General features: G+C 67.5%; 22 protein-coding genes. All 22 read left to right on the top strand.

Going from position 1 to position 18,875, the window contains the following annotated elements; genetic code table 11:
- A partial coding sequence (locus tag AC5P7U_RS16975) for a flagellin (protein ID WP_279923195.1) occupies window positions 1-138 on the top strand: 138 nt, incomplete at its 5' end.
- A gap of 441 nt (window positions 139-579) precedes the next feature.
- Window positions 580-1,998: a flagellar filament capping protein FliD gene (gene fliD, locus AC5P7U_RS16970; protein ID WP_006443677.1), complete on the top strand. Its 1,419-nt coding sequence runs from the start codon at window positions 580-582 to the stop codon at window positions 1,996-1,998.
- A gap of 128 nt (window positions 1,999-2,126) precedes the next feature.
- Window positions 2,127-2,543 (top strand): flagellar export chaperone FliS, encoded by a 417-nt coding sequence (gene fliS / locus AC5P7U_RS16965; RefSeq protein WP_053449676.1) that lies wholly within the window; start codon window positions 2,127-2,129, stop codon window positions 2,541-2,543.
- Window positions 2,540-2,833 (top strand): hypothetical protein, encoded by a 294-nt coding sequence (locus tag AC5P7U_RS16960; RefSeq protein ID WP_197565002.1) that lies wholly within the window; start codon window positions 2,540-2,542, stop codon window positions 2,831-2,833. The genes fliS and AC5P7U_RS16960 overlap by 4 nt, the downstream gene beginning before the upstream one ends.
- Window positions 2,830-3,408, top strand: coding sequence for a PilZ domain-containing protein (locus AC5P7U_RS16955; RefSeq protein ID WP_197565003.1), 579 nt, complete (start codon window positions 2,830-2,832; stop codon window positions 3,406-3,408). The genes AC5P7U_RS16960 and AC5P7U_RS16955 overlap by 4 nt, the downstream gene beginning before the upstream one ends.
- A gap of 92 nt (window positions 3,409-3,500) precedes the next feature.
- Window positions 3,501-4,133, top strand: a complete 633-nt coding sequence (locus AC5P7U_RS16950) for a response regulator (protein ID WP_005413261.1) — start codon at window positions 3,501-3,503, stop codon at window positions 4,131-4,133.
- Window positions 4,134-4,403: 270 nt separating this feature from the next.
- Entirely contained in the window at window positions 4,404-5,813 is a 1,410-nt protein-coding gene (rpoN, locus tag AC5P7U_RS16945) for an RNA polymerase factor sigma-54 (protein ID WP_006443619.1), read from the top strand.
- Window positions 5,814-5,827: 14 nt separating this feature from the next.
- Window positions 5,828-6,205, top strand: a complete 378-nt coding sequence (locus AC5P7U_RS16940; protein WP_010485922.1) for a response regulator — start codon at window positions 5,828-5,830, stop codon at window positions 6,203-6,205.
- On the top strand, window positions 6,202-7,707 hold the full coding sequence (locus AC5P7U_RS16935) for a sigma-54 dependent transcriptional regulator (RefSeq protein WP_164085829.1): 1,506 nt from the start codon (window positions 6,202-6,204) through the stop codon (window positions 7,705-7,707). The genes AC5P7U_RS16940 and AC5P7U_RS16935 overlap by 4 nt, the downstream gene beginning before the upstream one ends.
- A 140-nt stretch (window positions 7,708-7,847) precedes the next feature.
- Entirely contained in the window at window positions 7,848-8,327 is a 480-nt protein-coding gene (locus tag AC5P7U_RS16930) for a hypothetical protein (protein ID WP_197565004.1), read from the top strand.
- A gap of 579 nt (window positions 8,328-8,906) precedes the next feature.
- Window positions 8,907-9,275, top strand: coding sequence for a flagellar hook-basal body complex protein FliE (gene fliE, locus AC5P7U_RS16925; RefSeq protein WP_197563890.1), 369 nt, complete (start codon window positions 8,907-8,909; stop codon window positions 9,273-9,275).
- Between the two features lie 13 nt (window positions 9,276-9,288).
- Window positions 9,289-10,932, top strand: a complete 1,644-nt coding sequence (fliF, locus tag AC5P7U_RS16920) for a flagellar basal-body MS-ring/collar protein FliF (protein WP_006443486.1) — start codon at window positions 9,289-9,291, stop codon at window positions 10,930-10,932.
- A 7-nt stretch (window positions 10,933-10,939) separates the two neighbouring features.
- Complete coding sequence (gene fliG / locus AC5P7U_RS16915; RefSeq protein ID WP_024958226.1) at window positions 10,940-11,926, top strand: flagellar motor switch protein FliG; 987 nt, start codon at window positions 10,940-10,942, stop codon at window positions 11,924-11,926.
- A complete protein-coding gene (locus tag AC5P7U_RS16910; protein WP_006443484.1) occupies window positions 11,923-12,564 on the top strand; it encodes a FliH/SctL family protein in 642 nt (213 codons plus the stop codon). Before fliG ends, AC5P7U_RS16910 begins: the two co-directional genes overlap by 4 nt.
- On the top strand, window positions 12,561-13,958 hold the full coding sequence (locus AC5P7U_RS16905) for a FliI/YscN family ATPase (protein ID WP_495221285.1): 1,398 nt from the start codon (window positions 12,561-12,563) through the stop codon (window positions 13,956-13,958). Before AC5P7U_RS16910 ends, AC5P7U_RS16905 begins: the two co-directional genes overlap by 4 nt.
- A gap of 3 nt (window positions 13,959-13,961) precedes the next feature.
- Window positions 13,962-14,429: a flagellar export protein FliJ gene (fliJ, locus tag AC5P7U_RS16900; RefSeq protein ID WP_006443420.1), complete on the top strand. Its 468-nt coding sequence runs from the start codon at window positions 13,962-13,964 to the stop codon at window positions 14,427-14,429.
- The gene (locus AC5P7U_RS16895) at window positions 14,429-15,583 is read left to right on the top strand and encodes a flagellar hook-length control protein FliK (protein WP_495221284.1); all 1,155 of its coding nucleotides are present in this window, start codon (window positions 14,429-14,431) and stop codon (window positions 15,581-15,583) included. Before fliJ ends, AC5P7U_RS16895 begins: the two co-directional genes overlap by 1 nt.
- A gap of 152 nt (window positions 15,584-15,735) precedes the next feature.
- Window positions 15,736-16,251, top strand: coding sequence for a flagellar basal body-associated FliL family protein (locus AC5P7U_RS16890; RefSeq protein ID WP_495221283.1), 516 nt, complete (start codon window positions 15,736-15,738; stop codon window positions 16,249-16,251).
- Between the two features lie 10 nt (window positions 16,252-16,261).
- On the top strand, window positions 16,262-17,266 hold the full coding sequence (fliM, locus tag AC5P7U_RS16885) for a flagellar motor switch protein FliM (RefSeq protein WP_006443238.1): 1,005 nt from the start codon (window positions 16,262-16,264) through the stop codon (window positions 17,264-17,266).
- Window positions 17,263-17,598, top strand: coding sequence for a flagellar motor switch protein FliN (gene fliN / locus AC5P7U_RS16880; protein ID WP_005409543.1), 336 nt, complete (start codon window positions 17,263-17,265; stop codon window positions 17,596-17,598). The genes fliM and fliN overlap by 4 nt, the downstream gene beginning before the upstream one ends.
- Window positions 17,595-18,014, top strand: coding sequence for a flagellar biosynthetic protein FliO (gene fliO, locus AC5P7U_RS16875; RefSeq protein WP_008266130.1), 420 nt, complete (start codon window positions 17,595-17,597; stop codon window positions 18,012-18,014). Before fliN ends, fliO begins: the two co-directional genes overlap by 4 nt.
- Window position 18,015: 1 nt before the next feature.
- On the top strand, window positions 18,016-18,795 hold the full coding sequence (gene fliP / locus AC5P7U_RS16870) for a flagellar type III secretion system pore protein FliP (RefSeq protein ID WP_006443173.1): 780 nt from the start codon (window positions 18,016-18,018) through the stop codon (window positions 18,793-18,795).
- Window positions 18,796-18,875: the final 80 nt, after the last annotated feature.

Below are 18,875 nucleotides of genomic sequence, written 5' to 3'. Positions count from 1 at the left end.
CGCAGCCGCATCAAGGACACCGACTTCGCCAAGGAAACCGCCGAGCTGACCCGCACCCAGATCCTGCAGCAGGCCGGTACGGCCATGCTGGCCCAGGCCAACCAGGTGCCGCAGGGCGTGCTCAGCCTGCTGCGCTGATCCACGGCAAGAAGGCGCCGCTGCCGTCGGATTGAACCGACGGCAGCGGCAACCCGGAAGCCACGTTGCACGAAGGCGCGGGCCATGCCCGGCCCGGGAACCCTCCCGAACCGGCTTGGCATCGCCCGCTCCTGCGGACCTCTCTTTCAGCGCTGTACCTTTGACTGTACGTACCGGGCGGCTTCGTCTCCCCCCGATTGTCAGTAGCCTGATCCCTCCCCTGCATTGGGGGAGGGTTTTTTGCAGACTCCCGGCAGCCCGCGGTGAACCTCCCCGCACCCTGCCCCAACCCTCCTGCAACCTGCGTGCCAGAACCCGCGCCAGAGCATTGGCACGGCGCATGCATCAACGAAGTCCTCAAGACCCAGCGGCGCAGGCCGCTATTTTCGTTGACGACGGGCCACCGCACGACGGCCAGGCCCGTATACCAGGAGAAACGACGTGGCAGACTTTGGATACGGTGGCATTGGCTCGGGACTGGATATCTCCAGCATCGTCAACCAGCTGGTCGCAGCCGACCGCAAGCCGGCCGACAATGCACTGAACCTGCAGCAGTCCAAAGCCAAGATGCAGCTGTCGTCGATCGGCACCGTCACCTCGGCCTTCGACAAGCTGAAGACTGCACTGACCGCGCTGAAGGCCACCACCGCCTTCGATACCCGCACGGTGACCGCCAGCGGCAAGGCGCAGCCCGCCAATACCGAGGATGTGCTCACCGCATCGGTGGCGCTGTACGACCTGGGCACGACCAAGGCGGCCGCGTCCAACGGCACGCACCAGGTGGAGGTGACATCCCTCGCCACGGCACACAAGCTGATTGCCGACACCTCGTTCCCGAAGACTGACACCTTCGGCGCCGGAACCTTGACGCTGACCGTCGGCGTGGGCGACAAGGCCAAGACCATGAACGTGGCGGTGGAGGACGGCGACACGCTGACCACCATCCGCAACAAGATCGATGCCGCCGGCCGCAAGGAAGGCGTGCAGGCCACACTGATCACCTCCGGCGACAACCAGTACCTGTCGATCGCCCAGGAGAAGACCGGTGCCGCCAATGCGATCAAGCTGGAGTACGGCGGCAGTGATCCCAAGCTGGGCGCACTGGTCGGCAGCCTGAAACAGAACACCGCTGCAGCGGACGCCGAACTGACCATCGATGGCGTCAAGGTGGTCAGCGCCAGCAATACGGTGGCAGATGCGGTGCCTGGCCTGACCCTGAACCTGAAGGTTCCCGGCAAGAGCACAGTCGTGATCAGTACCGACACGGCCGCCGCCACCAAGGTGATGCAGGAATTCGTGACCGCCTACAACGCGGCCATCGCAGCGATCAACACCGAAACCAAGTACGACGCCAAGACCAAGGAAGCGGCCACGCTGACCGGCGACGCGCAGATGCGTGGTGCCGCCAGCCAGCTGCGTTCCATGATGTCGGGCGTGCTGAAGGAGCTTTCCGCCGACGGCCTGGACCCGAAGGTACTAGGCCTGCAGACACGCGGTTATCCAAACGCCGACGGCAGCCTGGTGCTCGACACCACCAAGTTTGCCGCCGCACTGGCCAGCCAGCCTGAAAAGATCCGCTCGGCCATCACCGGCGACACCGGCGGTGCCGGCACGCTCTACACGATGGTCGACGGCTATGTCAGCACCACGGTCGGCAAGGAAGGCGCCTTCGTCGCCCGCACCAAAGGCCTCAACACCACGCTGGACAACATCGACAAGCGCCGCAAGGACCTGGACACGCGCATGAAGGGCGTGGAAGAGCGCTACAAGAAGCAGTTCATCGCGCTGGACAGCCTGATGGGCAAGCTGCAGCAGAGCAATACGTCGCTGCAGCAGCAGCTGGCACAGCTGAACCGCTGAAGGTCTACGCGCAACGCTCAAGTTTGGCGTGCAACGCACCGATAACGGACGCAACAGCAATCATCGCCGCGCCGCCGGCAACGATCCCCTCGATCGCCCGGCGGCACCCCGCGCAAGGAGAATCACGAATGTACGGTTCCAGCCGTCAATATGCCGAACAGTACCGCCAGGTGGGAGTGACCAGTGCGGTCGCCGACGCCGATCCGCACAAGCTGGTGGCGATGCTGCTGGCTGGCGCGCTGGAGCGCGTGCGCCGCGCCCTGGCCAGCCTCGAGCGTGGCGACCAGGCCGGCAAGGGCAAGGCGATCGGCGAAGTCTGCGCGATCGTCGGCCACCTCAACGGCTCGCTGGACCATGAGGCCGGCGGCGAGATCGCCGGTAACCTGTCGGCACTCTATGACTACGTGCTGCAGCGCCTGACCGAGGCCAACCTGCACAATGATCGTGCAGCGCTGGACGAAGCCCTGCAGCTGCTCGGCGAAATCGACAGCGCCTGGAACGCGATCCCGCACGAACAGCGCCGCCCGGCCGCGGTGGCACCATGACCCTGCACGAACTGCACGCGCAGCTGGACGCGTTCGAGAAGGCACTGGGCGAAGAAGCCCTCGACCAGGCCGACAGCCTGCTCGACGGCCACGACAGCGCCCTGCATGCCCTGCTCAGCCAGCCGCTCACCGCGGCCGACCACGCGCCACTGAGCGCACTGTTCGAACGCCAGCAGAACCTGCTCGGCCTGCTGCGCCAGCGCCGCGACGCGGTCGCTGCCCTGATGAACGATGGACAGCGTTCTCTTCGCGCGGCGCATGCCTACCTGCAGGCAGAATCGCTGGCATGACCCAACTGCCGACAACGTCGCTGCACCACCCCGCCGAAAGCGAGCTGTTCGACGAAACGCTCAGCTGCGAACTGGCCCTGCCCGCCGAGTTCCAGCCCGGCAGTGCCGCCGGCCGTACCGGCAGCGCCGAAGGACTGCTGCGCAGCCTGGCGCTGGTGGAAGACAGCCGCGTTGACGAGCATGACGACCGCAACGAGGCCAGCCTGCAGTTGCAGCGGCTCGAAGCCAAGCTGGACCTGGCGATGGTGCTGCTCGGCCGGCTGGTCCGCCAGCAGGGCCAGGAACTGACCCTGCGCCCGGTGCGCTGGTCACGCCGTGGCATCCGCCTGCAACTGGGCCCGCGCAGCGGTGCCACGCCTGGTCAGGCCGGCCTGGTTCGGCTGCAGCCCAGCGACTGGCTGCCCGACCATATCGACCTGCCGGTGGAAGTGATCGCCGAAGCCGCCGATGGCGGCGGTGGCCATTACCTCTGGCTGCGCTTCCAGCGCCTCGGCGACGGCCTGGAAATGGCCATGGAACGCCACCTGTTCCGCCTGCACCGCCGCCAGGTGGCCGAGGCGCGCCGGGCCCGCTGAAACCCACCCTTGCGGTGCAGGACAGGCAACGCTTGGCGCGCCCGTTCAGCTAAGTTAAGGTGGACTCCCCTACACGGACCAGTTGCGTGCCTGTGCGAGTTCTCATCGTCGACGATCACACCCTGGTCCGCGCCGGCCTGGCGCGGCTGCTGCAGGGGTTTGCCGACGTGCAGCTGGTTGCCGAGGCCAGCAATGCCGAACAGGCGCTGCAGCTGGCCCTGCAGCATGCGCCGGATGTGGTGCTGATGGATCTGTCGTTGCCCGGGCGCACTGGCCTGGAAGCGCTCAGTGACATCCGCCTGCGCGCCCCCGGTACCCGCGTGGTGATGATGACCATGCACGACGATGCCGCGCATGTGCGCGATGCACTGGATCGCGGCGCGGTCGGTTTCGTGGTGAAGGATGCCGCGCCGCAGGAGCTGGAACTGGCCCTGCGTGCCGCGCATGCCGGCCAGGTGTTCCTCAGCCCTCAGATCTCGGCCAAGATGCTGGCGCCCATGCTGGGCCGCGAGAAGCCCACCGGCATCGCCGCGCTGTCGCCGCGCCAGCGCGAGATCCTGCGCCGCATCGGCAAGGGCGAAAGCAACAAGGAAATCGCCGCTGACCTCGGCATCAGCGTCAAGACAGTGGAAACCCATCGCGCACGCATGATGGAGTCGCTGGGCTGCCGCCGCGCCAATGATCTGTTGCTGCTGGCCGCGCGTCACCAGCACGAGCTGGAGTGAATCGGCATAGCGGCGGCGACGAAATCCCGTCACCCTGACAGGCTCTGACAGGAATCCGTACGCGCGGCGTGGCGAACGCGGCAGGGTCGCCACCACGAATCAATGAGTTGGCGGCGGCCTTCGTCAACATCCCGCGCCAATGTAGGGGAAACCCTTACATCCTGTCGGGATATCCACGAAAGCCCTCAGGAACCCCCCGATTCCGCACCCGTCGGATCAAAAGCAAGATGCGTTCCACAAGGCGCCGGGGAGCGGTGCCGGGGAATCACGATGAAGGCTGCACTCTCGACCCAGCTCGGCCAACAACTTCACCTCACCCCGCAGCTGCTGCAGTCGATCCGGCTGCTGCAGCTCGATGGCCTGCACCTGGAACAGGAAATCCAGCGCCTGCTGGACTCCAACCCGCTGCTGGAGATCGAAGAGGCCGAAGCCCCCGCCGCCGAGGCCACCGAGGCCAGCACCACCACGCTGGAGACGGCCGCGTTCGACGAGCTGCCGGAATCGTCGATGTGGGACGTGGCCGGCACCAGCTGGCAGGACGGCGACGACGATCGCATGGCGCGCATCGCCGCCGGTGAATCGACCGATCCGCAGCTGCGCGTGCTGCAGCGCCTGTCGCTGGACATGGACGACCGCGGGCTGGCCGTTGCTGCCTTCTGGCTGGACCACTGCGATGACGCCGGCTACCTGCAGGCGCCGCTGGGCCAGCTGCAGCTGCTGGCCAGCGCCCAGTTCGACATCGACGCAGATGGCGTGGAAGCGATCCGCCAGCAGCTGCTGCACGGCGAACCGGCCGGCATGGCCGCGCAGGACCTGCGCGAAGGCCTGCAGGCGCAGCTGCGCAGCCTGCACGGCGTGGTGGCTGCCCGTCACCTGGCCGCACGCATCCTGGACGGCGCGCTCGATGCGCTGGCCGCGCACGACTACCCCGCCCTCGCCCGCCAGCACGACGCCGAGATCGACGACGTGCGCGAAGCCGTCCGCCTGATCCTCTCGTTGCAGCCGCGCCCGGGCGACAGCCTGCTGCCCGAGCGCAACGCCGTGGTGGTACCGGACGTGGTCGCCTGGCACGCCGACGCGCAGTGGAAGGTGGCGCTGAACCCGGCCACCAGCCGCCGCGTGTCGATCAACAGCCAGTACGAGCAGGCGCTGGCCGACAGCAACGACGCCGCCCCGGCCCTGCGCGACATGCTGCAGGAAGCGCGCTGGTTCAGCCGCGGCCTGTCGATGCGCTACGACACCCTGCTGCGCACCGCGCGGGTGATCGTCGAGCGCCAGGCCGCGTTCCTGGTGCGTGGCGAGGAGGCCATGGCACCACTGACCCTGAAGGAAGTGGCCGAGGAAATCGGCATGCACGAGTCCACCGTCTCGCGCATCACCACCGGCAAGTTCCTGCAGACCCCGCGTGGAACCTTTGAACTGAAGCACTTCTTCGCCGTGCGCCTGGAAGGCGCCAGCGTCTCCGGCCAGGCGGTCAAGGCCATGGTCCGCCGCCTGATCGACGCCGAACCGGCCGGTCGGCCGCTGGCCGATGAAGCCATCGCCGGGCTGTTGTCGCGCCAGGGGGTGAACATTGCCCGCCGAACCGTCGCAAAATACCGGGAACAACTGGACATCGCCCCGGCCCGTGAACGGCGCCGGCTCGGCGCCAGGCAACCGCAGCTGGCCCGGGTGGGCTGAAAAGGATGTTGGACATGAACAAGCTTACGGTCCTGCTGGTCGATGACCACGAGGGCTTCATCAACGCGGCGATGCGCCATTTCCGCAAGATCGACTGGCTGCAGATCGTCGGCAGTGCCGGCAACGGCCTGGAAGCGATCGAGCGCTCGGAAACGCTGCGTCCGCAGGTGGTACTGATGGACCTGGCCATGCCGGAAATGGGCGGCCTGCAGGCCACCCGCCTGATCAAGTCGCAGGACGACGCACCGTACATCGTGATCGCCAGCCACTTCGACGACGCCGAGCACCGCGAACACGCGCTACGCGCCGGCGCCGACAATTTCGTCAGCAAGCTGTCCTACATCCAGGAAGTCATGCCGATCCTGGAAGGCCTCAGGGAGGATCGATCGTGAGCGAATCGCGCATCCTTGTACTGGACAACGACGCCGTGCGTGCCGAGCGCACCGTTGCCCTGCTGGAATTCATGGACTTCAACCCGCGCTGGGTCTCCGACGCGGCCGATTTCGACCTGGGCCGCCAGCGCCAGAACGACTGGATGGCGGTGATCGTCGGCAGCCTGGATGACAGCGCCGCCAGCACGGCGCTGTACCACTGGCTCGGCGGCAGCAGCCTGCCGCCGCCGGTGCTGCTGGCCGACGGCGATGCCGCTGCCTTCGCGCAGCAGCATGGCCTGCACGAGGCCAACATCTGGCCGCTGGAGACCCCTCTGCGCCACGCCCAGATGGAAGCCCTGCTGCGTCGCGCCAGCCTCAAGCGCCTGGACGCCGAGCACCAGGCCGGTGCCGTGCAGGAGCAGGGCCCGACCGGCAACGGCCCGGCCGTTACCGCGCTGCGCACCATGATCGAACAGGTCGCCGCATTCGATACCACCGTGCTGGTGCTGGGCGAGTCGGGTACCGGCAAGGAAGTGGTGTCGCGCGCCATCCACCAGCGCTCGCCACGCCGTGACGGACCGTTCGTGGCGATCAACTGCGGCGCCATTCCGGCCGACCTGCTGGAAAGCGAACTGTTCGGCCACGAAAAGGGCGCCTTCACCGGTGCGCTGACCGCACGCAAGGGCCGTTTCGAAATGGCCGAGGGCGGCACCCTGCTGCTCGACGAAATCGGCGACATGAGCCTGCCGATGCAGGTCAAGCTGCTGCGCGTGCTGCAGGAGCGCAGCTTCGAACGCGTGGGTGGCAACCAGACCATCCGCTGCAACGTGCGCGTCGTCGCCGCGACCCACCGCGACCTGGAGACGCGCATTGCCGAAGGCAAGTTCCGCGAGGATCTGTTCTACCGCCTCAACGTGTTCCCGATCGACGTGCCGGCCCTGCGCGAACGCCGCGAGGACCTGCCGGCGCTGGTGGAAACCATCGCCGCGCAGCTGGCGCGTACCGGCCGTGGCGAGGTGCGCTTCACCGCCGAGGCCCTGCAGGCCCTGGCCGGTTACGAATGGCCGGGCAACGTGCGCGAGCTGACCAATCTGGTCGAGCGCCTGGCGGTGCTGCACCCGGGTGGCTCGGTGCGCGTGCAGGACCTGCCGGCCCGCTACCGGGGCGACGCCGCGCTGGCAGCAGTGGCCGCGCCGGCACCGGTGCAGTCCGTCGCCAGCGAAGAACGCCTGGACCTGCGCAGCTTCTCGTTCCATACACCGGGCAGCGGCAACCAGCCGGCGCTGGAGCATGGCATCGCCGTCAATCGTGTGGCAGCACCGGCCGCCCTGCCCGACGAAGGCATGGACCTGCGCAACCACATGGCCAACATCGAACTGGGCCTGATCAACGAAGCACTGGAACGCACCCAGGGCGTGGTCGCCCACGCCGCCCAGCTGCTTGGCCTGCGCCGCACCACCCTGGTGGAAAAGCTGCGCAAGTACGGCATCGAACGCGAGCAGGCCGAACTGGCCGGCTGAACCGCGTTTCCAGCATGAAGGGGGCACCAACGCCTGGGCTTGCCCGGGCGTTGGTGTTTGTGGGATTTGCAACTATTCCCAATGCGCTTCGCTCCGGGACGCAATAGCCTCAAGAGTTGCGATTGCCACCGATGAATGTCATGAGCGAGACATTTGAAAGATCCATGCAGGAAATACTGGAATCCATGCTCGGCGTTTGCCTGGAGTACGTAGAGAATCGCGTGGATGGGGTCTACCTTTACGGCGCTGCGGAGGATGGGACTTCCTCAGCAAACGTCTTCTATGAAATAGGCGGTGGAATCTACAGGATTCACCAGTTGAACGACTCTCCAGCCGCCCAGGGAGGGCAGCAATTCGACCTGTCGCGAGACCGTAGCTTCGCTTTGCTGGATTTCGTTCTGGACGACTTTGACCGCCTGCTTGAGCTTCATGAAAGTCATGAGCGGGAGCCTCCTACCCAGCTGAAGGCACACTTGGACGCGGTTACCGGAAAGCTGAGCATCAAGTTCAGCCATGACCTTCATTTCTCCAATACCGAAGATCTCCTACCCAGCCACTTCTTCGAGGCATGGCTCCAAGAGGTGAAGGAAGGCTTTCCGAACAGCCGTAGCGCTGGTTAGTCCGGAACGAAGTCGCGGCGCCGAACGCGCACACGCCAAATCGGCCAGCTTGCAGGCACAGCCGGGGGCAGATCCCTTTCCATCGGAAAGTACTCCGACCCCTTTGCATTTCCCAGCGCCAGAATTCCGGCCATCGGAGCCTCCAGCCCCAGGCCAGAAAACCGACGCCGGTTAAATGGCGCGTCGATCGGGGTCAGAGCCCATGCCGACCAGAATGTGTCGACCAAGGTCGACACCCACCAAGAGCAGCCCATGCAATTCCGACAGATCGCAGAGAACTGTCGAAGGCGGGGTGGGTCCGGTTGCGGGGGTGTCCGCGGCATGGATGCCGCGGCCAAGCCCCCAAGGACGGGTTTACGGCGTCCCCCGCAACCGGACCCACCCCGCCACCCCTCAGCACACTCGCTTTTGACGTTGAGGTTGCCGGCCAGCGGCCGGCACTACCGCGGGTGCAGGGCGCAGCCCTGCCAGCACACCCTCACCCACACCCTCACGACACTGAATCGAAAACCGGTTTCGGCACGGCACTTGCACAAGCACCAGCAGACAACCCTATCCCTGTTTCTGGAACCGTTGCAGATGTCCCACTCCGTCACTTCGATCCTCTCCCAGATCCGCTCCTACCAGACCCAGGTGGGACAGTCCGCGGCGCTCAACCCGCTGGCCGAAGCGCCGCGTAGCAATGCCCTGCCGGGCACGGTGCTGGATGCGCCGCAGGTCCAGCCCGCCAGCTTCACCGAAACCCTGCGTGGAGCGATTGCCGGCGTCAACGATGCGCAACAGAAATCCGGCGCCCTGGCCAAGGCCTTCGAAATGGGTGACCCCAATGCCGACTTGGCCAAGGTGATGGTCGCCTCGCAGCAGTCCCAGATCGCCTTCCGCGCCACCGTGGAAGTCCGCAACCGTCTCGTCCAGGCTTACCAGGACGTGATGAACATGCCGCTGTAAGGAACGTTGACGCATGGCACTGACGCTCTCCAAGGACAGCCTGAACGCCGAGAAGGCCGGGCAATGGTTCGACCGCCTGCAGAGTCTGCAGATCACCCGTCGGCTGGGCCTGATGGCGATGATCGCGGTGGCGGTGGCGGCAGGCCTGTCCGTGTTCTTCTGGTCGCAGAAGCCGGGCATGGTCCCGCTGTATACCGGCCTGGACCAGAAGGCGACCGCTGAAGCGACCGACCTGCTGCGCGCCGCGCAGATTCCGTTCGCGCTCGACCCGGCCACCGGTGGCATCACCGTGCCGGAAAAGAACCTGCACGACGCCCGCCTGAAGCTGGCCGGCTCCGGCCTGACCGACAGCGGCAAGCTCGGTTTCGAGCTGATGGAACGCGACCCCGGCTTCGGCGTCAGCCAGTTCGTGGAAAGCGCGCGCTACCAGCACGCGCTGGAAACCGAACTGTCGCGCACCATCAACACGCTGCGGCCGGTGCGCGACTCGCGCGTGCACCTGGCCATTCCCAAGCCCAGCGCATTCACCCGCCAGCGCGACGTGGCCAGCGCCTCGGTGACGCTGGAACTGCGCGGCGGCCAGCAGCTGGAACGCAGCCAGGTCGACGCCATCGTGCACATGGTCGCGGCCAGCATCCCGGACCTCGCGCCGGAACGGGTGACCGTGGTCGACCAGAGCGGGCGCATGCTCAGCGTCAGCGATCCGAACAGCGAGGCTGCGGTCAACGCCGCCCAGTTCGAGCAGGTACGCCGGCAGGAGACCTCGTTCAACCAGCGCATCCGCGAACTGCTGGAACCGATGACCGGCCCCGGCCGGGTCAACCCGGAAGTGAGCGTGGACATGGATTTCTCGGTAACCGAGGAGGCCCGTGAGCTCTACAACGGTGAGCCGCAGAAGCTGCGCAGCGAGCAGATGAGCGAGAACACCACCAGCACCCCGGGCCCGCAGGGCGTGCCGGGCGCGACCAGCAACAGCCCGCCGGGCCAGCAGGCCGCACCGGCCACCGCGCAGGCGCCGACCGAAAGCAGCAAGAACGCGACCCGCAACTACGAGCTGGACCGTACCCTGCAGCACACCCGCCAGCCGGCCGGCCGCATCAAGCGCGTCTCGGTGGCGGTACTGGTGGACAACGTGCCGCGCGCCGGTGCCAACGGCAAGGTTGCGCCGCAGCCGCTGTCGGCCGCCGAACTGACCCGCGTCGAAGCGCTGGTCAAGCAGGCGGTCGGTTTCAACGCCGAGCGTGGCGACACCGTGTCGGTGATGAACGCCCCGTTCGTGCGTGACACCACGCCGGTCGAAGGCCCAGCCTGGTGGGAACTGCCGTGGGTGCACGATGCCGGCCGCATGCTGCTGGGCGCGGTGGTGGTGCTGGCCCTGCTGTTCGGCGTGCTGCGCCCGGCGCTGCGCGCGATCACCGGCCAGAAGAAGAACGACGAGCAGGCACTGGAGCCGCATACCGCGGACGTGCAGCTGGTGGATGACGATGGCATGCCGCTGCCGGCGCTGGGCGCCGAACGCGCCAGCCTTGGCGGGCCGGATGCACTGGCCCTGCCGGTGGATTCATATGAGGAACGACTGCGGATGGCGCGTGAAGCCGTGAAGACCGACTCCAAGCGCGTGGCCCAGGTGGTCAAGGGCTGGGTGGCCAATGACTGAGGCACAACTGACCGGTGTGCAGCGCGCGGCGGTACTGCTGCTGTCCCTGGGTGAGCTGGACGCGGCCGAGGTGCTGCGCCACATGGAACCCAAGGAAGTGCAGAAGATCGGCATCGCCATGGCCACCATGACCGACATCACCCGCGAGCAGGTGGAACGGGTGATGGACCAGTTCGGCCAGGAACTGGGCTCGAAGACCTCGCTGGGCGTAGGCTCGGACGACTACATCCGCAACATGCTGGTGCAGGCGCTGGGCAGCGAGAAGGCCGGCAACCTGATCGACCGCATCCTGCTCGGCCGCAATACCACCGGCCTGGATGCGCTGAAGTGGATGGACCCGCGCGCGGTGGCCGACCTGGTGCGCAACGAGCACCCGCAGATCATCGCCATCGTGATGGCCCATCTGGAAACCGACCAGGCCGCCGATGCGCTGAAGCTGCTGCCCGACCGTACCCGCGTGGACGTGCTGCTGCGCATTGCCACCCTCGACGGTATTCCGCCGAACGCACTGAATGAACTCAACGAGATCATGGAGCGCCAGTTCGCCGGCAACCAGAACCTGAAGTCGTCCAACATCGGCGGCGTGCAGTGTGCGGCCAACATCCTGAACTTCATGGACAGTGGCCAGGACCAGGCGATCCTGGGCGAGATCGCCCGTATCGACGCACCGCTGAGCAACCGCATCCAGGACCTGATGTTCGTGTTCGACGATCTGGTCGACCTGGACGACCGCGAGATGCAGCTGGTGCTGCGCGAAGTGAGCGGCGAGCGCCTGGGCCTGGCCCTGCGCGGTGCCGACATCAAGGTGCGCGACAAGATCACCCGCAACATGTCGCAGCGCGCGGCGGAAATCCTGCTGGAAGACATGGAAGCCCGCGGCCCGGTGCGCCTGTCCGACGTGGAAGGCGCGCAGCGCGAGATCCTGGCCATCGTCAAGCGCATGGCCGATGAAGGCACCGTCACCATCGGTGGCAGCGCGGAGGCCATGCTGTGAGCAACGTCGTGCGCTGGCTTGCCCCGGACCTGCTGGCCCAGCCCGAACCGGCACGGGCCCAGGAGGATGTGTTCGAACTTACCGAGCCGGACCCCGAGCACGAACCGGAACCGCCGCTGCAGCTGCCGACCCTGGAGGAAATCCAGGCGATCCAGGACAGCGCCGAGAAGGAAGGCTTCCAGCACGGCCATACCGAAGGCTATGGCCAGGGCCAGGCCGAGGTGCGTCGTCTCGCCGCGCAGATCGAGGGCATCCTCGACAACTTCAGCCGGCCGCTGGTGCGCCTGGAGAACGAAGTGGTCGGCGCGCTGGGCGAGCTGGCGGTGCGTATCGCCGGTGCGCTGGTCGGCCGTGCCTACGAGGCCGAGCCGGCGCTGCTCGCGCAGCTGGTCGGTGAAGCGATCGATGCCGTGGGTGGAAGCACCCGCGAGGTGGAAGTCCGCCTGCACCCGGACGACATCGCCGCCCTCGCCCCGCTGTTGAACCTGTCGCCGCAGCAGCGCCTGGTACCGGATACCAGCCTCAGTCGTGGCGACCTGCGCGTGCACGCCGAAGCCGTGCGCATCGACGGCACCCTGGAAGCGCGCCTGCGCGGTGCGCTGGATGCGGTGATCCGCCAGACCGGAGCAAGCGCATGAGCCCGGAATCGCAAGCCGCGCCACAACCGGCGGCGCAGCCGGCCAATTGGGCCGTGGCCCGCAACCTGCGCCTGGCCAGCCGCCTCGACGGCCTGCGCGTGGACACCGCGCATGGACGCGGGCTGATCCGCGAGGGCGTGCTGCGCCGCGCGGTCGGGCTGACCCTGGAAGCGGTCGGCTGCGAGGCGCCGCTGGGTGCCAGCTGCAAGGTCGAAGTGGTCGATGGCGGCTGGGTCGACGCCGAAGTGGTCGGCTTCGCAGGCGAGCGCACCTACCTGATGCCCAGTGCCGAACTGCACGGGCTGCTGCCCAATGCACGGGTGGTGCCCTCGGCGCGCCGTGGCGGCGTGGAAGTGGGCGAAGGCCTGCTCGGCCGCGTGATCGACAGCGACGGCGTACCGCTGGACGGCAAGGGCCCTATCCGCGCCGAAGGGCATGTCGGCATGGCCGGCGTGTCGATCAATCCGCTGGCGCGAGAACCGATCACCCAGCCGCTGGACGTCGGCGTGCGCGCGATCAATGCGCTGCTGCCGATCGGCCGCGGCCAGCGTGTCGGCCTGTTCGCTGGCTCCGGCGTCGGCAAGTCGACGCTGCTGGGCATGATGACCCGCTACACCGCCGCCGACGTGATCGTGGTTGGCCTGATCGGTGAACGCGGCCGCGAAGTGCGCGACTTCGTCGAGACCACGCTGGGCGAGGAAGGCCTGCGCCGCGCGGTGGTGGTCGCCAGCCCCGCCGATCGGCCGCCGCTGGCACGCCTGCACGGCGCCTACCGCGCCACCGCCATCGCCGAGTGGTTCCGCGACCAGGGCCTGAACGTGCTGCTGCTGATGGATTCGCTGACCCGCTTTGCGCAGGCGCAGCGCGAGATCGGCCTGTCGGTGGGTGAACCGCCGACCACCCGCGGCTACCCGCCGTCGGTGTTCGCCAAGCTGCCAGCGCTGGTTGAACGCGCGGGCAACGGTGCCAAGGGCCGCGGCTCGATCACCGCGTTCTACACGGTGCTGACCGAGGGCGACGATCCGCAGGATCCGATCGCCGATGCGGCGCGCGCGATCCTCGACGGCCACATCCTGCTGTCGCGCCGCGTCGCCGACAGTGGCCTGTACCCGGCTATCGACGTCGAATCGTCGGTCAGCCGCGTGGTCACGGAAATCGCCGACGAACCGTGGCGCCTGCGCATCCGCAAGCTGAAGCGGCTGGTGTCGGCCTACTCGGCCAACCGCGACCTGATCGCCATCGGTGCCTATCAGCGCGGCAACGACGCCGCGACCGACGAAGCCCTGGAACGCTGGCCGGAAATCATGGAGTTCCTCGGCCAGGACGTTGCCAAGGCCGCAGATCTCCCGCACAGCCAGGCGGCGCTGCAGCGCCTGGTGGAACAAGAGAGCTAAGCCATGAACCAGTCCAAGCGCATCGATCCCCTGCTCAAGCGGGCCCAGGAACACGAGGACGCGGTGGCCCGCGATCTCGCCGAACGCCAGCGCGTGCTCGATACCCATCTATCGCGACTGGACGAACTGCGCCGTTATGCCGAGGAGTACGCCAACGCCCAGATGGCGGCGACCAGCCCGGCGCAACTGCTCAACCGTCGCGCCTTCCTCGACCGCCTCGACAGCGCGGTGGAGCAGCAGCAGCGCACCGTGGACGGCAACCGCGAGAAGGTGGAAGCCGAGCGGGCACGACTGATCCTGGCCAGCCGCGACAAGGCCGTGCTGGAGCAGCTGGCCGCCAGCTACCGCGCACAGGAAAAGGTGGTGACCGACCGCCGCGACCAGCGCGAGATGGATGACATCGGTGCGCGCCGGGCGCGCCTGGTGCAGGCCGAAGACCAGGACGGTGCCGAGCAGGGAGGCCGCGCGTGATGCCCGCTCCACTCGGCGGCAGCGCCAGCGCCCAGCCGCAGGGCTCCGGCAATGGTGCCGCGCGCACCCCGCGCAGCGACAGCAACAAGGAATTCAGCCAGCTGCTGCAGGGAGGCGCGCCGGCTGCCGATGCCCCCACCCGGGCGTCGAGCACGCCGACACCCACCAGCCCGCAGGGTCCAGCGTCGGACAGCAGGGATCAGGCCGGCAGCGAGCGCAAGCCGGACACTGCCGCCACACCCGAGGACACCGCGGCCGTGGTGCCTGCAGTACCGGTCAAGCCCCTTGCCGGGAAAGACGCACCGGCAGCGACCGAGGAAGCGCCCTGGCCGCCGCTGGGCCTGGCCGGGCTGGTGCTGGCGGTACCGCTCCCCGCCGATCCTGCCGCTGCCCTGCCCGCCGCTGCAGTGGCGGCCACCGACACAGATGGCGTTGCCCTGCCTGCCACAGCTGCACAGCCGGCCGCTGCGGTTGTGCCGGCCGCTGCCACACCGGCTGCCGCCGCCACCGAGGGCAAGGCCAACGCCGCGTCCGGCACCGAGCCGGCGACGACGCTGCCACTGCCTGAGATGCTGCTGCCCGGAAAACGCGGCGAGCGCGGCGAAGACGGCGACGCGACCCTGATCGGCGAGCGCACCACGGCGCCCCTGCTGCACGCTCCGGCCAACGCCGCGGTGCAGGACCTGAAGGCCGCACTCGCTGCTGGCAACGCGATCTTCAACGGCGAGCCGACGCCGAAGCCGGTGCTCGGTGATGATGGCTTCGACCAGGCCATCGGCGCGCGCTTGGGCTGGCTGGCTGACCAGAAGATCGGCCACGCCCACATCCGCCTCAGCCCGGATGACATGGGCCCGGTCGATGTGCGCCTGCAGCTGAACGGCGACAAGGTGCATGCCAGTTTCAGCAGCCCGCATGTGGACGTGCGCCAGGCGCTGGAAAACAGCCTGCCGCGCCTGCGCGAGCTGCTCGGCGAACAGGGCTTCCAGCTGGCCCACGCCGATGTCGGCCATCAGGCCCCCGGTGGTGACGGCAATGCGTCGGGACCATCCGGCGGCGGCGGGCTGGCCGGTGACGGAGAACCGGCGCCGGGCGACGGCAGCGTCTCCTCCGCCCAGCTGATCCGCCAGCGCGGGTTGCTGGACGCCTACGCCTGACAGGCGTGCCAACCAAGGTTGGCACCCACCAGAGCGGAGCGGTTGGCACCCACCGACACAGGTATCCGACGGAATTCCGTCGCATCCCTCGCTTCCCGCTTCGGCACGCCCCTTGCATATCCCGGTGAAGCAACCCTCAGGAGCTTCACCCCGTGGCCGCAGCCGCTGAAAAAACCAAGAAGACCGCCGAGAAGGACAAGACCGCCAAGCCGCGTAGTCCGATCCTGATCACCGCACTGGTGGCCGTACTGGCCGCCGCAGCCGCCGGTGGTGGCGTCTGGTTCTTCACCCAGTCCAAGCACGAAGAGAAGGCCGCGCAGGCGCCGAAGAAAACCGCCACGCCCGCCCCCGCCCAGTACTTCGCGCTGGACCCGGCCTTCGTGGTCAACCTCAACGGCCCGGTCGACGGCCCGCGTTACCTGCAGCTGGAAGTGCAGCTGATGACCCGCGACCCGGCCGCGCTGGAGGCGATCAAGACCCACGCCCCGGCCATCCGTGCGCGCCTGCTGATGCTGTTCTCGCAGGTCAGCCCCGACCAGATCGCCGATATCGCCGGCAAGCAGAAGCTGCAGGCCGCCTCGCTCGCCGAAGTGCAGAAGGTGCTCAAGGCCGAGACCAGCAGCAACGGCGCCGACGATCTGCTGTTCACCAGCTTCGTGACCCAGTAAGGGCCCACCGATGAATGACCTGCTGTCCCAGGACGAGATCGATGCCCTGCTCCACGGCGTGGACAGTGGCGCGGTCGAGACCGATCCGGAGCCGCCGTCAGGCGAGGCGCGTTCGTACGACTTCGCCAGCCAGGACCGCATCATCCGCGGTCGCATGCCGACCCTGGAAATGGTCCACGAGCGTTTCGCGCGCCTGTGGCGGATTGGCCTGTTCAACCTGATCCGCCGCTCGGCCGAGCTGTCGGTGCGCGGCATCGAACTGATCAAGTTCAACGACTACATGCACTCGCTGTATGTGCCGACCAACCTGAACCTGATCCGCTTCAAGCCGCTGCGTGGCACCGGCCTGATCGTGTTCGAGCCGACCCTGGTGTTCGCCATCGTCGACAACTTCTTCGGCGGCGACGGGCGCTACCCGACGCGCATCGAGGGCCGCGAGTTCACCGCCACCGAAATGCGGGTGATCCACCTTCTGCTGAAGCAGACCTTCGCCGACCTGCGCGAGGCCTGGGCACCGGTGATGGACGTCGACTTCGAGTACATCAATTCGGAGATCAACCCGCACTTCGCCAACATCGTGACCCCGCGCGAATACGTGGTGGTGTGCCGCCTGCACGTGGAACTGGACGGCGGCGGCGGCGACATCCACGTCACCCTGCCGTACTCGATGCTGGAGCCGATCCGCGAACTGCTCGACGCGGGCATCCAGAGCGACCGCAACGACCGCGACGAAAGCTGGGGCCAGACCCTGCGCGAGCAGCTCAACATCGCCGAGGTGACGCTGTCCAGCGTGCTGGCCAGCAAGCGCATGACCCTGCGCGACCTGACCCGGCTGAAGGTTGGTGATGTGCTGCCGATCGAGCTGAGCCCGCAGGTGCCGCTGTGCGTGGAGAACATCCCGGTGTTCACCGGCGAGTTCGGCATCGCCAACGGCATGAACGCCGTGAAGATCACCGCTACCCATCCGCCGGGCACCCGTCCGCGCGTACCCGTCATCCAGGAAGACCCGCAATGAACGATATCGACGCCCTCGAACCGACCCCGGCCCAGTTCAGCAGCCTGCAGGCCGATGAGGCGAACGGTCCCGACCTGAACCTGGACGTGATCCTCGACGTGCCGGTGACCCTGTCGCTGGAAGTCGGTCGCGCCCGCCTGCCGATCCGCAACCTGCTGCAGCTCAACCAGGGCTCGGTGGTGGAACTGGAACGCGGCGCCGGCGAATCGCTGGATGTGTTCGTCAACGGCACCCTGATCGCCCACGGCGAAGTGGTGGTGATCAATGACCGCTTCGGCGTGCGCCTGACCGACGTGGTCAGCCCGAGCGAGCGGATCCGGAGACTGCGTTGAGCCTGCTGGCCTCCACCCTGCTGGCGGTCGGCAAGACCGCCGCGCCGATTGGCCCGCAGGTCGGCCAGCACGCGGCCGCCGCACCGAGCCTGTTCGGTGCGGTGCTGGCGCTGCTGGCGGTGCTGGCCCTGGTCATCGGCCTGGGCTGGCTGCTCAAGCGCCTGCCCGGCAGCGGCTTCCGCCCGGCCGAAGGCATGAAGCTGGTGGCCAGCCTGAGCGTCGGTGCCAAGGAGCGCGTTGTGGTAGTGGAGGTCAACGGCCAGCAGCTGCTGCTGGGCGTGACCGCCGGCGGCATCAATACCCTGCACACCCTGCCCGAACCGCTGCCGCCGCCGGCACCGGTGCGCGTGCCGGATTTCAAGAACCTGCCGAATTTCGCCCAGCTGCTGCAGCAGCGGCTGCGCAAGGACCCCTGACATGCGTGTCACCCGTACCCGTGTTGCCACCCTGATGCCGTGGCTGCTGTTGCTTGCCCTGTGCCTGTTGCCGGTACTGGCGTTCGCCGCACCCGGCGCGCCGACCACGCCGCTGCCGGACATCAACGTCGGCAAGATCGGCGGTGCACCGGTCAGCCTGCCGCTGCAGACCCTGCTGCTGATGACGGCGATCACCCTGATCCCGTCGATGCTGCTGGTGCTGACCTCGTTCACCCGCATCATCATCGTGCTGGGCCTGCTGCGCCAGGCACTGGGCACCGGGCAGACGCCGTCCAACCAGGTACTGCTGGGACTGGCCCTGTTCCTCACCGCGATGGTGATGATGCCGACCTGGGACAAGGCCTGGAGTGCCGGCATGGCGCCGTACCTCAACGGCGAGATCGACTTCCAGACCGCGTGGACGCTGACCACCACGCCGCTGCGCGGCTTCATGCTGGCGCAGATCCGCGAGACCGACCTGATGACCTTCGCCGGCATCGCCGGGCACGGTACCTATGCCAGCCCCGACGCGATCCCGTTCCCGGTGCTGGTTGCCTCGTTCGTCACCAGCGAGCTGAAGACCGCCTTCGAGATCGGCTTCCTGATCTTCATTCCGTTCGTGATCATCGACCTGGTCGTGGCCAGCGTGCTGATGTCGATGGGCATGATGATGCTGTCGCCGATGCTGGTGTCGGCTCCGTTCAAGATCCTGCTGTTCGTGCTGGTGGATGGCTGGGTGCTGACCGTGGGTACGTTGGCGGCCAGCTTCAATCCGGCCTGATATCCCTCGCAAAGCGCAGTCGAGCCTGGCTCGACTCTACATGAGCGTCGCCGGGCAGCGCCCGGCGCTACCGATGGAAA

The sequence above is a fragment of the Stenotrophomonas sp. YJH_SMC_57 genome (assembly GCF_059369755.1).
This window is presented reverse-complemented; position numbering and strand designations above follow the sequence as displayed.

Excerpts from the sequence above, each read along its gene's own strand:
- fliE (WP_197563890.1), top strand. The coding sequence starts at position 8,907 with ATGTCCCACTCCGTCACTTCGATCCTCTCCCAGATCCGCTCCTACCAG.
- AC5P7U_RS16960 (WP_197565002.1), top strand. The coding sequence starts at position 2,540 with ATGACCCTGCACGAACTGCACGCGCAGCTGGACGCGTTCGAGAAGGCA.
- AC5P7U_RS16930 (WP_197565004.1), top strand. The coding sequence starts at position 7,848 with ATGAGCGAGACATTTGAAAGATCCATGCAGGAAATACTGGAATCCATG.
- fliS (WP_053449676.1), top strand. The coding sequence starts at position 2,127 with ATGTACGGTTCCAGCCGTCAATATGCCGAACAGTACCGCCAGGTGGGA.
- AC5P7U_RS16905 (WP_495221285.1), top strand. The coding sequence starts at position 12,561 with ATGAGCCCGGAATCGCAAGCCGCGCCACAACCGGCGGCGCAGCCGGCC.
- AC5P7U_RS16940 (WP_010485922.1), top strand. The coding sequence starts at position 5,828 with ATGAACAAGCTTACGGTCCTGCTGGTCGATGACCACGAGGGCTTCATC.
- fliN (WP_005409543.1), top strand. The coding sequence starts at position 17,263 with ATGAACGATATCGACGCCCTCGAACCGACCCCGGCCCAGTTCAGCAGC.
- AC5P7U_RS16955 (WP_197565003.1), top strand. The coding sequence starts at position 2,830 with ATGACCCAACTGCCGACAACGTCGCTGCACCACCCCGCCGAAAGCGAG.
- rpoN (WP_006443619.1), top strand. The coding sequence starts at position 4,404 with ATGAAGGCTGCACTCTCGACCCAGCTCGGCCAACAACTTCACCTCACC.
- fliM (WP_006443238.1), top strand. The coding sequence starts at position 16,262 with ATGAATGACCTGCTGTCCCAGGACGAGATCGATGCCCTGCTCCACGGC.
- fliP (WP_006443173.1), top strand. The coding sequence starts at position 18,016 with ATGCGTGTCACCCGTACCCGTGTTGCCACCCTGATGCCGTGGCTGCTG.
- fliF (WP_006443486.1), top strand. The coding sequence starts at position 9,289 with ATGGCACTGACGCTCTCCAAGGACAGCCTGAACGCCGAGAAGGCCGGG.
- AC5P7U_RS16895 (WP_495221284.1), top strand. The coding sequence starts at position 14,429 with ATGCCCGCTCCACTCGGCGGCAGCGCCAGCGCCCAGCCGCAGGGCTCC.
- fliJ (WP_006443420.1), top strand. The coding sequence starts at position 13,962 with ATGAACCAGTCCAAGCGCATCGATCCCCTGCTCAAGCGGGCCCAGGAA.